The sequence below is a fragment of the Endozoicomonas sp. ONNA2 genome (assembly GCF_024606365.1).
Lineage (GTDB): Bacteria > Pseudomonadota > Gammaproteobacteria > Pseudomonadales > Endozoicomonadaceae > Endozoicomonas.
The window spans coordinates 1-12,731 of sequence record NZ_JAHHPO010000570.1 but is presented as its reverse complement, the minus strand read 5'-3'; the positions used below and the strand labels follow the sequence as shown (position 1 = coordinate 12,731).

Here is a 12,731-nt window from a genome sequence, read left to right as displayed (position 1 = left end):
GCCGTCCTCGCTACGGGGACGCCCAGTCGGGCGCTATTCTCGGACAGCCTCCTGGGCAGCAACGGCTCCTGCAGTCGTGCGCTATTCTCGTAGAGCCTCCTGGCCCACCCTGCGGGCACACATCTCAAAGTAACTCAGATCGAGGGAGTTACTCAGAAGAACAGATATTACATCACCAGTTCAAGATAGTCGCTGAACACACCTTCCATCAACATCAGGCTATTCAGGTTAGCGCCCTCAAGCAGCTGTTGTCGCTGAAGCATGATTTTATCGCGCAATACCAGCAGATCTGCGGCCTCAACTTTTTTCGCCATGTAATCCAACATTCTCATCAGATCACGATTCCTGACACAGCTTTCATCGGCCGCCAGTTTCAGTTTTACAGCATCATCCAGCCAGCTGCCCATCCAGGCCAGCAGTTCAACCAAATTACCTGTATGCCACTCTTTCGCCATTTCTACAGGGGTAAGATTCCCCCGGAACAATTCTGGCATGGCATTGAACAAGCGGCCTCTGACTGCCAGCGTATCACTATCAAACATTACCCTGGCGGTCATGGGCGAACCCGATGAAAGACTCAACAACTGATCCACCGCCAAAGGATCAGCAATGTGATCGGACAACCAGGCTTTTGCCAGCGCGGTATCCGGTACGGTGAAAGAGACCATCTGGCAGCGGCTGCGGATGGTTGGCAACATATCTCCGGAGCGGGCACTGACCAGAATAAAAAGAGTATCACCACCTGGCTCTTCCAGACTTTTCAGCAATGCATTGGCGGCATAAACATTCATCGCTTCCGCCGGGTTGATTACGATTACCCGGCGTCCACCCTGCTGGGCGGTTTTACGGGCAAACTCGTTGACTTGACGAATCTGGTCAATCTTGATCGGCTTACCGGTCGCCTCAGGCTGAACCACCAAAAGATCAGGGTGCGTCCCCGCCTTTACCAGCTCACAGCTCTTACAATACCCGCAAGCGTATGCGCCATTATTTTGATGACATAGCACCCTGGTTGCCAACGCTCTGGCAAAATAAGCTTTACCCACTCCGGGTGCACCCTTTAACAACAGGGCATGGGAAAGCAGGCCTGCCTGTCTTCGCTGAGCCAGTGGCTGCCACTGAGCCTGATGCCAGGGTAACGGCCCTGACAAAAAGTTATTTGCCATATCAGTTGATTCAGAACTCAATTAATGCAACCTGTAGCCATATCAATGAGTGTTGTTCGCTGGACAAAAGCCGGAACCACACATAGTGTTTGCGATTTTCGCAAAACTGATAAAAAAGTCTCCTTGCGCAAGATCGATTGCTAAAGGAGCCGACACTGCAAAGCCTTGATGATGTGAGCTTCAACTTCCGGAATCGACTGACTGCCATCAATAACCACGTACTGATGGGGAAAACGCTCAGCCCTTGCCAGATAGACTTGGCGAACACGGTGAAAGAACTCGATCGTTTCCCGCTCAATACGATCCAGGATCCCACCCTGCTCAATGGCCCGACCTCTCGCCCTTGCCAGGCCAAGTTCTGGCTCAATATCCAGCAGCAGTGTCATATCCGGCCTGCGATCCCCCTGTACCAGCTGCTCCAGTATCGCTATGCAGTGCTCATCGATACCACGACCGCCACCCTGATAGGCATAAGTGGCATCGGTAAACCGGTCACAAACCACCACCTTGCCCTCGGCCAGTGCCGGTTCGACACGCTGACTGAGATTCTGGCTACGCGCAGCAAAGACCATCAGCAATTCGGCAGTATCCGTCACCGTCTCGTCGTGCCTGGCAAGCACCAGGCCTCTGAGCTGTTCAGCCAATGGCGTCCCCCCTGGCTCCCGGGTTTCTATAACATCATGGCCATTAGCGTTTAACCAATGCAGGACAACCCCTTTGGCAGTGGTTTTCCCGGCACCTTCACAGCCTTCAATAGTAAGAAAAAAACCCATCAATCTCTCAATTTTATCAATAATAACCCGTGTTTCTATTGCACCGTAGAACGATAATCTTTCCGCCGCTCCGTGACCTGATACTTCCTCACCGCTCGATTGTGCTCAGCCAGTGTGTTGGAAAAGTGGTGAGTACCATCGCCACGGGCAACAAAGTAAAGCGTTTGCCCATCGGACGGATTCAGCGCTGCCTGAATAGCCTCACGCCCAACCGCCGCTATCGGAGTTGGCGGGAGGCCATGAATTACATAAGTGTTATAAGCGGTTCGCTCCCTTAGCATAGGACGATTCAATTCACCCTGATAGCGATCCCCCATACCGTAGATAACGGTCGGATCAGTTTGCAGTCGCATTTTTTTTTCCAGACGTCGGATAAAGACACCGGCAATATCAGGCCGTTCTGATGGCACACCCGTCTCTTTTTCAATAATTGACGCCATAATCAAAGCTTCATAGGGGGATTTATACGGGAGGTTTTCGGCCCTTTGATTCCATTCATCCGCCAGGACGGATTGAAGCTTTTGATGAGCCCTTTTCAGAATTGCTGCCACAAGAGTCCCGGCTTCAAAGCTGTATGTGTCGGCGTAAAACAACCCTTCCAGATTATCTGTTTGCGGCACATCCTTGATTAACGTCACCATCCCCGGCGTCAGATTTTTCAGCGCCACCGGAGCAGTCAGTTTCGGATGGCCATTCAACTCTTTTAGTAACTCTTTTAAAGTCCAGCCTTCCACCAGGGTCACACTGAAGTAACGGACATCGCCAGCAACAAACTTATGCAACAGCTGTCGATAAGTGGTACCAGAAGTAATAAAGTATTCGCCGGCATGAAGGTCAGCAGCAACCCCCTTGACCCGGGCAAAGACCTCAAATATTCCGGGATATTCAATAAGCCGTTCTGCCGTCAGTCGCTGTACAACTCGCCCCAGCGAGTCCCCCGTAACAATGACAAATTCGGCATCACCGGTCATTGGAATCTGCTGATCACCGTACCAACGCAGACCATACCAGCCAGCGGCAAGACCGGCCATTACCAGCAAGAGGGCTATCAGCAAACCTCCAGACAGCGTCAGCAGCAACTTCCTAAGCATTTAGTTCTTCCAGTACACAATCTCGAATTTTGGCCGTCAGGGCTCCAATCCCCCAAGCCCTTCCTTCGTATTCAATCACAGGCCAGACACCGTTGACACTGTTACAGAGAAAGATTTCCGCAACATCCAGGCCCCGGGGTACACACCGCTCTTTAACCGTCAACCCAAGATGGCAGCCAAACTCAATGATAAAATCGCGACAAACCCCGGCCACACCATTGAAGGACAGATCCGGAGTCACCAGATCACCTTCATGAGTCACAATAAACAGATTGCTCATGGTACCCTCAACCAGATTACCATGGTAATCACACAGCAGACCTTCGTCGTAAGCATCGCCCCGCCACTCACTTCTGGCCAGTACCTGCTCAAGACGGTTCAGGTGTTTTAGCCCTGCCAGGGGACTTCGCCCAAGACGCATTTGACAGAGCTTTACCCGTGCGCCATAGCGACCAGGATCACGGGGCCTTGACGGCAATGAATGGAGTGACAAAATGCGACGCGCACAGAGACAACCCTCAGGGTTATAGCCGCGTCCACCGCTACCCCGGGTGATAATCACCTTCAGCACAGCATCACCGGCCTGGTTATCCAACAAAAAGGCATCCACCTCTGCAAGCAATCGCTCTGTATCCACAGCAATACCGAGCTGTTGGCAAGAGCGCTGCAAGCGGCGCCAATGATGGTCAGCCAGCGTTGGCTTGCCATCGGAAACCCGAACCGTTTCAAATAAGCCATCCCCATAGGCCAGCCCACGATCCGATACCGGCAGGAAACCTCCAGGCACTCCATTAACCCAGACTGGATAATCCTTCACCCGGCCCCCCCTGATTTAACCGGCCCTGAATATCTAATTTGGAAAATGCCAGAGTTACATTGGTACCGCCAAAACCAAACGAATTGGAAAGCACATGGTCCATCTGCATTTTTCTGGCACGGTGCGGCACATAATCAAGATCACAGCCTTCACCGGGCTTATCCAGATTAATAGTCGGGGGGACCACACCGGCAACCAGTGATTTGATACTGAATACTGCTTCCACAGCCCCGGCAGCCCCCAGTAAATGGCCGGTCATGGATTTGGTAGAACTGACCGCCAGACGAGTGGCGTGGACACCAAACACCTTATGAATGGCCCGTGTTTCAGCTACATCCCCTGCCGGTGTGGACGTACCGTGGGCATTAATATACGACACATCTTCAGGCGCCAGACCGGCATCTTCAAGGGCTGAAATCATGGCGCGTGCAGCACCCCGCCCATCCTCGGGCGGTGAGGTCATGTGCCAGGCATCCCCACTCATGCCGACACCACTGAGTTCGGCGTATATCCGTGCGCCACGTTTAACCGCATGTTGGTACTCTTCCAGCACCAGAATACCGGCACCATCACCCAGAACAAAACCATCACGATCCACATCCCAGGGACGGCTGGCTTTTTCAGGCTCATGGTTACGGGTTGAGAGCGCACGGGCCGCGGCAAAACCGGTCATACCCAGCGCAGACGAACCTTTTTCGGCCCCACCAGCCACCATAAGATCAGCATCACCATAAGCAATGGTTCTCGCGGCAAGGGCAATGGCATGGCTGCCTGTAGCGCAGGCTGTTGAGGTGGCAAAGTTGGGCCCCTGAAGGTTGTACTTCATGGAAACCCAGCCCGCCGCCATATTGACGATGGCAGCGGGAATAAAAAATGGGGATATTCGACGGGGGCCGCTATTCACTAACGTGGAATGATTCTGTTCAATAGACGTCAAACCACCGATACCTGAGCCGATTGCCACACCATATCGGTGAGCACAGTAATCATCAATCACAAAGCCCGAATCAGCCATGGCCTCAGCAGCAGCGGCAACACCGTACTGGATAAAGACATCCATCTTACGGGCGTCTTGCTTGTTGATAACACTGTCAGGATCAAAACCTTTGACCGCACCACAGATAGAAACGCTGAAGCCTGCTGTATCCAGGTGAGAGATCGCTTCAATACCACTGCGTCCCGCTAACAGGCCAGACCAACTGTTACTGACATTATTTCCCACAGGGGTTAATGCCCCCATACCTGTTACAACAACCCTTCTACGCATTCGCTGCGATAACCATTGTGTATTTTTTTCTTCCGACAAGACTGACTCTCCTACTGACCTGTCGTACAGATTGAGTAAACCGTCATTCCCATCATCGCCTCCTGCTATTACTCGTCATTCCGCCTTGCCCAGCTGTCCAAAATGAATTGCTCGATCCCATATTCAGAAGGCAGAATTGATATTAAATGCCAGAATATGAACAGACGACAACAAGAAGATGATGATAATGTCACCATTCAGCCAGACTTTTCAGTTATAGCCACTTGGGAATTGACCCGGAATAACTTCATCATTTTATTCAGTCCGGGAAAATCTTGCCGCCCGCCACCCGCAAAAGCACAAGTGGTTCCGGCTTTTCGGAAAGCGGATAGCGTCTGTAGAAATGTCGAAGTTATTTCAGGATAGCTCCTTGGTAATAGCCAGTTAGTTATAGCCAGCAGGCTGACATAAACAACAAAAGCCGCAGACCATCGTCGTGCGGCTTTCGACTGACACGTCGTTGAACGACTTTCGCCACGGAAAAAGTATCGAAAATGGGTGTCAAAAAGATACAATTGAGCAAATCAAGGCAGAGTCAGGAGTGTGCAACAACGTAGTCAATTGCTTCCTGGACAGTGGTGATTTTCTCAGCCTCTTCATCAGGAATCTCGGTTTCGAACTCCTCTTCCAACGCCATCACCAACTCAACAGTATCCAGAGAGTCAGCGCCAAGATCCTCTACGAATGACGCACTGTTAGTGACTTCGTCTTCCTTCACGCCAAGCTGTTCGCAAACAATCTTCTTAACGCGCTCTTCAATGGTGCTCATACCCGGTTGTGCTCCTATCGATATTCGGTGCAGCCTGAGGCTGCAGGTGAACTAGTTTATATGGTCAATTATGGAAATTTCAAGCCAGTTCATGGAAAACCAGTGACTATCCACGCAAATTGACATGAGGTTTGATAAAACCCCAAAACCCAAACCATCAGAACAGGGTTTGCCCGGCCCTGCCCGTTATTGCTAAAGCGCCAAAGTTTCAGGCAAGGGAGGATTAATTCATGTATAGGCCGCCATTGACATGCAGGGTCTCACCAGTGATGTATCCAGCAGACTCACTGACAAGAAAAGCAACTGCAGCGGCAACTTCTTCCGGCTGACCCAACCGGGCCAGGGGAATCTGACCAAGCAGGAAGGACTGCTGTTCTTCAGGTAGCGCCCTGGTCATATCGGTTTCGATAAAGCCCGGAGCAACAGTGTTCACGGTAATGCCTCTTGAACCAACTTCACGGGCCATAGCCCTGGTGAAACCTTCAATACCGGCCTTTGCTGCAGCATAATTTGCCTGCCCCTGGTTACCCATGGAACCGACCACAGAGCTGATGTTCACTATCCGCCCCCAGCGTGCTTTAGTCATACCACGCAGGACCGCCTTACTCATCCGGAAGATGGAACTGAGATTCGTATCTATAACCTCATCCCACTCCCCCTCTTTCATGCGCATCAGGATATTATCACGGGTAATGCCGGCATTGTTGATCAGAATCATCGGTGCGCAATATTCTGCGCTGACAACCTTGATCAACGCCTGACATTCATCCGCTGAGGTTACATTCAGGACCATACCCTGACCTTGAATACCTTCCACCTGCAAAGCTTCAGTAATGGCTGTCGCACCGGACTCAGATGTAGCCGTGCCGATTACGGTGGCTCCCGCTTCACCAAGGGAAAGTGCTATGGCTTTGCCAATACCACGACTGGCTCCGGTAACCAGGGCAACTTTTTCTTTCAAACCCTGTCCCTCAATAAACCGTTCCAGCTCTCTTTCAGCAGTCATTTCCCGCCTGTTCCTTATTGATTAGCTTCTGCCAGCATCTGAGCCATAGCGTCAGCAGACTCCAGCGTAGCAATGGGCGCACGTGGTGCAATACGTTTATTCAGTCCCGCCAGTACTTTACCGGGGCCGCATTCAGCAAACCGACCAACACCTGCGGCCATCATGGTTTCCACAGACTGCACCCAGCGTACCGGACTGTAAAGCTGAGCCACCAGATTCGCCTTAAGCTGAGCCGGATCACAACAGACATTAGCAGAAACATTCTGAACCACCGGAATCACCGGCTCTATCAATTCAATACCGTCCAACACTTTGTGGAGGCGCTCTGCAGCCGACTTCATCAAGGCACAATGGGAAGGAACACTGACCGGCAGCTCAATCGCCCTTTTGGCACCGGCTTCTTTTGCGCACTCAATCGCACGTTTAACCGCAGCAACCTGACCGGCAATCACCACCTGACCGGGGGCATTGAAATTGACCGCCTCGACCACCTCACCACCTGCTGCCTTCTCACAGGCAGCAACCACACCTGCATCATCAAGGCCAATAATAGCAGCCATGGCCCCTGCACCGGACACAACCGCCTCCTGCATGAACAGTCCCCGCAGACGAACCAGGTTGACGGCATCCGCAAAATTGATTGCACCAGCACACACCAGGGCTGAATACTCACCAAGACTGTGCCCGGCCATCATCACCGGTGCTTCACCCTGACGCTCACACCAGAGGCGCCAAAGAGCCACACTGGATACCAGCAGTGCAGGCTGGGTATTTTCCGTTTGATTCAACGCCTCAGCAGGCCCCTCAGAAACCATATTCAGGAGATCAAAACCCAGCACCACGGCGGCTTCAGCAAACGTTGCCGACACCACTGGTTCTGAAAGATAATCAACGATCATGCCAACTTTTTGGGACCCTTGTCCGGGAAAGACAAAAGCAAGCTCATCCGTCATTGCAACCCGCTCTTTGCATAGCTCTCTTGTTACTGAGAGGCCAAAAATTCAATTGAATACGAAACGAACCTTCCGGTACAACCACGCCAGTTCATGCAATCAGCCCGGAAACCAGCCACGCTTCCCAGGAAAAAAACGAGGCAATTATAGGAAAAATAGACAACAAGGTAAGTAAATTTATGTTTCCAATAACAAAAAAACCGGAAAATGATTAATCTTCTTTCCTGCGTAACAGCAAAGAAACTCTGTAATTTTGAACAAGGATTGAAAACAAACCAGCGAAATGGTGATGGCTCAAAGCACAGACATTACCCCAGCATTGATTCAATCTCTTTTGCCAACCGTCCGGGCACATCGCTGTCCACTTCCCGGACGGCCTCGCCGATAGCCCGGAAAAAACCTTCCTCATCAGAGTGTCCGTGACTTTTGACCACGATCCCCTGCAGCCCAAGAAAGCTCGCGCCGTTGTATACCACCGGATCAATGCTTTTATAGATTTTGCGCATGACCGGCGCAATCAGCAGCGAAAGAAAACGCCGCCAAAGCGTCTGCTGAAAAGCGGCAACCAGGCTGTCACGAATCAAGCCGGCAACCCCCTCTCCGGTTTTCAGGGCGATATTGCCCACAAAACCGTCACAGACCACCACGTCCACTGCACCGGCAAACACATCATTACCCTCGATAAAGCCGATGTAGTTCAAACGTCCATCGTCTTTCAACAGCTGATTTGCCAGCTTGACCTGCTCATTGCCTTTAATATCCTCAGTCCCGACGTTCAGCAACCCCACTCTCGGGGCAGCGATACCTTTTATGGAAGCGGCAAGCAGAGAACCCATCAGGGCAAACTGATAGAGACTGTTGGCGGAACAGTCAACATTGGCACCCATATCCAGCAGCAGGACACTGCCGCCAGTACAGGGAATAGACCCGGCAATGGCAGGTCGGTCGATACCCACAAAGGTCTTCAGTGCAAATCGTCCCATAGCCATCAGGGCACCGGTATTCCCTGAGCTGACACAGGCAGCAACACGGCCATCAGCCACCAGCTCAAGGGCAGCCCACATGGAGCTGCCTTCTTTGGATCGCAGGGCAAAAGAGGGCTTTTCATCCATGCCGATGGTCTTGCCAGCATGAATGACCGTGAGGCGGGACTGATCGAAAGAGATAGAGGCGAGTTGATCAGTAATCAGCGGCTGGTCACCCACCAGGGCAAGGTGAAGGTCCGGATAGACGTCCAGGGCCCGGAGGGCGGCCCGGATACGAGAACGGGAACTTTCGTCCCCGCTCATAATATCAAGCGCTATTCTCCTTCCCGGAGTTGCTGACCGTCCTGGCATGCATTGACTCACTCGCTGACTTTACCTTCAAGCACTTTGCGGCCGCGGTAGAAACCGTCAGCGGTCATGTGATGACGGCGATGGGTTTCACCGGAAGTCGCGTCAACGGACAGCTGGGAAGCCGTCAAACTGTCGTGGGAGCGGCGCATGTCACGCTTGGAACGGGTTTTACGATTTTGCTGAACAGCCATGTGTTCTCTCTCCTGAATTCTTTGCCTGGAACTCTATTCACTTTTTTTCTGATCAGCCTTCAGGCTGGCCAGAACACTGAACGGGTTACGACGCTTTCGCTCTTCCTCTGCCCGGGCAGCCTTAGCCTCTTCATCAGATTCAGTGGTAAAACTCTGCTGAACCTGGCAGGCTTCCGGCGGATGGTAAGCTACGATAGGAAGGCTCAACAGCAGCTCTTCCTCCAGCAGGGGCAGCAACGCCATCGGCTCCTCCCGGAGCATCAGGGGTTCATAACCCTCTGGCAGGGACCGGGCCTGCTCATCGGTCAATACACCCATCAGGTTGAGGTCTGAACGCACGGGAAGTTCTGCTACATCAAGACAACGCTGACAAATCATTTTCAGATTCGCTTCAACATACCCTTCAAGAACCACCCGATGATCTTCGCTCATGTAGAAATGAAGGAAAACCTGCACCTCACCCTGATCGTCAGCGAGACTGGCCACCAGTCGGTCAAACTGTTTAAGCGCCAGCGAACCTTCAAACTTTAACCCCTGACGCGCGAGTTTACGCGGGTCAATGGTTTTTGGTAATTGGCCTGATAACATAAGCGTGGAATCATAGGGCGATGCCCCTTTGCTGTCAAACATCCTTTTTGGGTGAGGTTTATCAGAATTTCAGCTTTATCCCTGTCAACTCCATCGTTAACATGCCTGAAGACCGTATTTTCCACAATCTATTTCCTGGTAACGCAGCACTATTTCACAACCATTCGAGACCATGCATACTCTCGACTATCGAAATGATGAAATGACAGCCCCTATGAACCTATTGCTGGCCTCAGGCTCCCCCTATCGCAAAAGCCTGCTTGAACGACTCAACCTGAGCTTCCGACAGGCCTCACCGGATATTGACGAAACCCCTGAACCAGAAGAGAGCGCCAGGGAGCTGGCAACCAGGCTGTCCAGGGAAAAGGCGTTGATACTGGCCGATCAGTATCCGGACACCCTGATTATTGCCTCCGACCAGAGTGCAGCACTGGACAATAAAATTCTTGGCAAACCCGGAACCCGGGAGAAAGCCATTCAACAGCTTGCACATTGCAGCGGCAGACAGGTGGTTTTTCACACCGGACTTTGCCTGCTGAACACGGCTACAGCAGAGCATCAGCTGACCTGTGTGGACTACACAGTCTGGTTCCGAACACTGTCCAGCACGCAGATTGCCACCTATATAGATGCAGAGAGTCCACTGGACTGCGCCGGCAGCTTTAAATGCGAAGGACTGGGTATCACCCTGTTTGAGAAGATGGCCGGGAATGATCCCGACAGCCTGGTGGGACTGCCACTGATCACCCTGACCACCATGTTGATGAATGAAGGGATTTACCCTCTGGGCCGATAGAGCCGGGCCTTCCAGGGAGGCCCGGGCTTCACATTAACTGAAACCCATCCCCCAGGGCTTCCACCAGGGTGGCGCTGACACCAGCCCCAAAATCCCGGGCAAATTTCTCCAGCGGTGAAAGGCGGAAAGTATAATCAACGATATCCTCTTCACCCACCACCTCACGGGCCACATAACCGGCACTGCCCAGGCCATCAATCAGACCCAGTGTTTTGGCCTGTTCACCGGACCAGACCATGCCTGAGAAGACGTCCGGCTGATCAACCAGCCGATCACCCCGCCCGGCTTTCACCGCATCAATAAACTGCTGATGAATAGTATCCAGCGACGCTTGCCATTGGACAGCCGCTGCACGGTCCACGGACTGAAATGGATCAAGGAATGCCTTATTTTCCCCGGAGGTATAGGTTCTGCGGGTGACCCCCAGCTTCTCCATGGTCCCGACAAAACCAAAGCCTGAGGAAATAACACCAATAGAGCCCACCAGGCTGGCCTTGTCAGCGTAAATTTCATCAGCGGCAGCGGCTATGTAGTAGCCGCCGGACGCACCAATATCCATAATGACCGCGTAAAGGGGCGTATCCTTATGCAGCTCACGCAGCCTGAAAATTTCATCATAGATATAGCCAGACTGCACCGGGCTACCACCCGGGCTGTTAATCCTCAATATCACTGCTCTAGTGCCCGGATCCTCAAACGCTGAACGCAATCCCGACACCACCACATCGGCATCCACATCGCCACCACCAATCTGGCCATCAATCTCCACCAGCGCCGTGTGTTCGCCGGAGCCATCACTGATCGCAACCTCAGTGATATTGGTGGCGTTATAAATGACCGCCACGGAGAAAAACAACCAGCCAAAGGTCAGCAGTTTAAAAAATATGCCCCACCGCCGGGAACGGCGCTGCTCCAGCAGCGCACCTTTGGCCAATGTATCCACCAGATCCCAGGCCCGATGACTATCCAGGCGCTCCGGTGCCTCGGACGAGGACTCCCGCCACTTGTCTTGCATAATTACCCCTTGGGTTCACTCAAAAACGATCAGAGTCTATTTATCAATCCTTCGAACCGGCATCCAGCCCTTGCAAAGCTGACAACACTTCCGCCAGGTCGTCCGGCAAAGGTGCCTCAACCTTCAATCGCTGACCATCCAGCGTGTCAAATTCGATACTGGCCGCATGCAGGAACAACCTGTTAAGACCAAACTGCTTCTGTGTCTGATTGTCCCCATCCATACCGTATTTTTCATCCCCGGCAATGGGATGCCCCCCATGCAGGCAGTGGACACGAATCTGGTGGGTCCGCCCTGTGATGGGGTAAGCCTCAACCAGGGTCATATTGGGAAAACGGTCCAGTACCCGAAAAGCCGTCCGGGATTTTTTGCCATCCACATGCACCCGGACCATACGCTCGCCGGACTGCAACACGTTCTTCAACAGTGGCGCATTCACCAGCTGTTTTCTGACTGGCCACTTGCCCACCACCAGCGCATGATACAGCTTTTCAACTTTTTCTTTCTGCTGCAACTGGTTATGCAGATGACGCAACATGCTGCGACGTTTGGCAATCACCAGACAACCCGAGGTGTCCCGGTCCAGGCGATGCACCAGTTCCAGCGTGCGGTTTTTTGGCCTCAGCTGGCGCAGTGCCTCAATCACCCCGTAGGCCAGCCCGCTCCCCCCATGCACCGCAAGCCCGGAGGGTTTGTTGATGACCAGCAGCAGATCATCTTCATAGAGTACCGACTTTTCCAATTGGGCAATCACACTGTCATTGGGCCTTACAGGAGCCTCCTGTTGCGCCACCCTGACCGGCGGAATACGGACAACATCATTCAATTCAAGTCGATAGTCTGCCCTTATCCGTTTTTTATTAACCCGCACCTCACCCTTGCGAACGATGCGATAAACCCTTGTCCTGGGCACCCCTTTAAGG

At 52.5% G+C, this 12,731-nt stretch carries 14 protein-coding genes; 1 reads left to right on the top strand and 13 read right to left on the bottom strand.

The window, feature by feature from the left end:
• Positions 1–167: 167 nt before the first annotated feature.
• From KDK14_RS10070 to KDK14_RS10020, 11 genes are all read right to left on the bottom strand, one after another.
• Positions 168–1,187 carry a DNA polymerase III subunit delta' gene (locus KDK14_RS10070; protein WP_257264971.1) on the bottom strand — a complete coding sequence of 340 codons (1,020 nt, stop codon included), beginning with the start codon at positions 1,185–1,187 and terminating at the stop codon, positions 168–170.
• A gap of 119 nt (positions 1,188–1,306) precedes the next feature.
• The gene (tmk, locus tag KDK14_RS10065; RefSeq protein WP_373691059.1) at positions 1,307–1,942 is read right to left on the bottom strand and encodes a dTMP kinase; all 636 of its coding nucleotides are present in this window, start codon (positions 1,940–1,942) and stop codon (positions 1,307–1,309) included.
• 32 nt (positions 1,943–1,974) lie between these two features.
• Complete coding sequence (mltG, locus tag KDK14_RS10060; RefSeq protein ID WP_257264969.1) at positions 1,975–3,030, bottom strand: endolytic transglycosylase MltG; 1,056 nt, start codon at positions 3,028–3,030, stop codon at positions 1,975–1,977.
• Entirely contained in the window at positions 3,023–3,847 is an 825-nt protein-coding gene (gene pabC, locus KDK14_RS10055) for an aminodeoxychorismate lyase (protein WP_257264968.1), read from the bottom strand. The genes mltG and pabC overlap by 8 nt, the downstream gene beginning before the upstream one ends.
• A complete protein-coding gene (gene fabF, locus KDK14_RS10050) occupies positions 3,822–5,114 on the bottom strand; it encodes a beta-ketoacyl-ACP synthase II (protein ID WP_257264967.1) in 1,293 nt (430 codons plus the stop codon). Before fabF ends, pabC begins: the two co-directional genes overlap by 26 nt.
• Positions 5,115–5,688: 574 nt before the next feature.
• Positions 5,689–5,922: an acyl carrier protein gene (gene acpP / locus KDK14_RS10045; RefSeq protein ID WP_020582918.1), complete on the bottom strand. Its 234-nt coding sequence runs from the start codon at positions 5,920–5,922 to the stop codon at positions 5,689–5,691.
• A 223-nt stretch (positions 5,923–6,145) separates the two neighbouring features.
• Positions 6,146–6,928, bottom strand: coding sequence for a 3-oxoacyl-ACP reductase FabG (gene fabG, locus KDK14_RS10040; RefSeq protein WP_257264966.1), 783 nt, complete (start codon positions 6,926–6,928; stop codon positions 6,146–6,148).
• Positions 6,929–6,942: 14 nt separating this feature from the next.
• Positions 6,943–7,881, bottom strand: a complete 939-nt coding sequence (gene fabD / locus KDK14_RS10035) for an ACP S-malonyltransferase (protein WP_257264965.1) — start codon at positions 7,879–7,881, stop codon at positions 6,943–6,945.
• Between the two features lie 308 nt (positions 7,882–8,189).
• Positions 8,190–9,218, bottom strand: a complete 1,029-nt coding sequence (gene plsX, locus KDK14_RS10030) for a phosphate acyltransferase PlsX (protein WP_257264964.1) — start codon at positions 9,216–9,218, stop codon at positions 8,190–8,192.
• Positions 9,219–9,226: 8 nt separating this feature from the next.
• A complete protein-coding gene (rpmF, locus tag KDK14_RS10025) occupies positions 9,227–9,409 on the bottom strand; it encodes a 50S ribosomal protein L32 (RefSeq protein WP_066016808.1) in 183 nt (60 codons plus the stop codon).
• A 33-nt stretch (positions 9,410–9,442) separates the two neighbouring features.
• On the bottom strand, positions 9,443–9,997 hold the full coding sequence (locus tag KDK14_RS10020; RefSeq protein ID WP_257264963.1) for a YceD family protein: 555 nt from the start codon (positions 9,995–9,997) through the stop codon (positions 9,443–9,445).
• A gap of 214 nt (positions 9,998–10,211) precedes the next feature.
• Here KDK14_RS10020 and KDK14_RS10015 point away from each other — a divergent pair, with 214 nt between their 5' ends.
• Complete coding sequence (locus KDK14_RS10015; RefSeq protein ID WP_257264962.1) at positions 10,212–10,793, top strand: nucleoside triphosphate pyrophosphatase; 582 nt, start codon at positions 10,212–10,214, stop codon at positions 10,791–10,793.
• Between the two features lie 28 nt (positions 10,794–10,821).
• Here KDK14_RS10015 and KDK14_RS10010 read toward each other — a convergent pair whose 3' ends face one another.
• Together KDK14_RS10010 and rluC are read right to left on the bottom strand one after the other, a co-directional pair.
• Entirely contained in the window at positions 10,822–11,808 is a 987-nt protein-coding gene (locus tag KDK14_RS10010; protein WP_257264961.1) for a S49 family peptidase, read from the bottom strand.
• Positions 11,809–11,851: 43 nt separating this feature from the next.
• Positions 11,852–12,731: 23S rRNA pseudouridine(955/2504/2580) synthase RluC (gene rluC, locus KDK14_RS10005; RefSeq protein WP_257264960.1), on the bottom strand; the 880-nt coding region annotated here is incomplete at its 5' end.

What these genes read in the sequence shown, in the direction of transcription:
- plsX (WP_257264964.1), bottom strand. Translation starts at nt 9,218, where the DNA reads ATGCCAGGACGGTCAGCAACTCCGGGAAGGAGAATAGCGCTTGATATT.
- rpmF (WP_066016808.1), bottom strand. Translation starts at nt 9,409, where the DNA reads ATGGCTGTTCAGCAAAATCGTAAAACCCGTTCCAAGCGTGACATGCGC.
- mltG (WP_257264969.1), bottom strand. Translation starts at nt 3,030, where the DNA reads ATGCTTAGGAAGTTGCTGCTGACGCTGTCTGGAGGTTTGCTGATAGCC.
- fabD (WP_257264965.1), bottom strand. Translation starts at nt 7,881, where the DNA reads ATGACGGATGAGCTTGCTTTTGTCTTTCCCGGACAAGGGTCCCAAAAA.
- KDK14_RS10015 (WP_257264962.1), top strand. Translation starts at nt 10,212, where the DNA reads ATGAACCTATTGCTGGCCTCAGGCTCCCCCTATCGCAAAAGCCTGCTT.
- KDK14_RS10010 (WP_257264961.1), bottom strand. Translation starts at nt 11,808, where the DNA reads ATGCAAGACAAGTGGCGGGAGTCCTCGTCCGAGGCACCGGAGCGCCTG.
- KDK14_RS10020 (WP_257264963.1), bottom strand. Translation starts at nt 9,997, where the DNA reads ATGTTATCAGGCCAATTACCAAAAACCATTGACCCGCGTAAACTCGCG.
- fabF (WP_257264967.1), bottom strand. Translation starts at nt 5,114, where the DNA reads ATGCGTAGAAGGGTTGTTGTAACAGGTATGGGGGCATTAACCCCTGTG.
- fabG (WP_257264966.1), bottom strand. Translation starts at nt 6,928, where the DNA reads ATGACTGCTGAAAGAGAGCTGGAACGGTTTATTGAGGGACAGGGTTTG.
- acpP (WP_020582918.1), bottom strand. Translation starts at nt 5,922, where the DNA reads ATGAGCACCATTGAAGAGCGCGTTAAGAAGATTGTTTGCGAACAGCTT.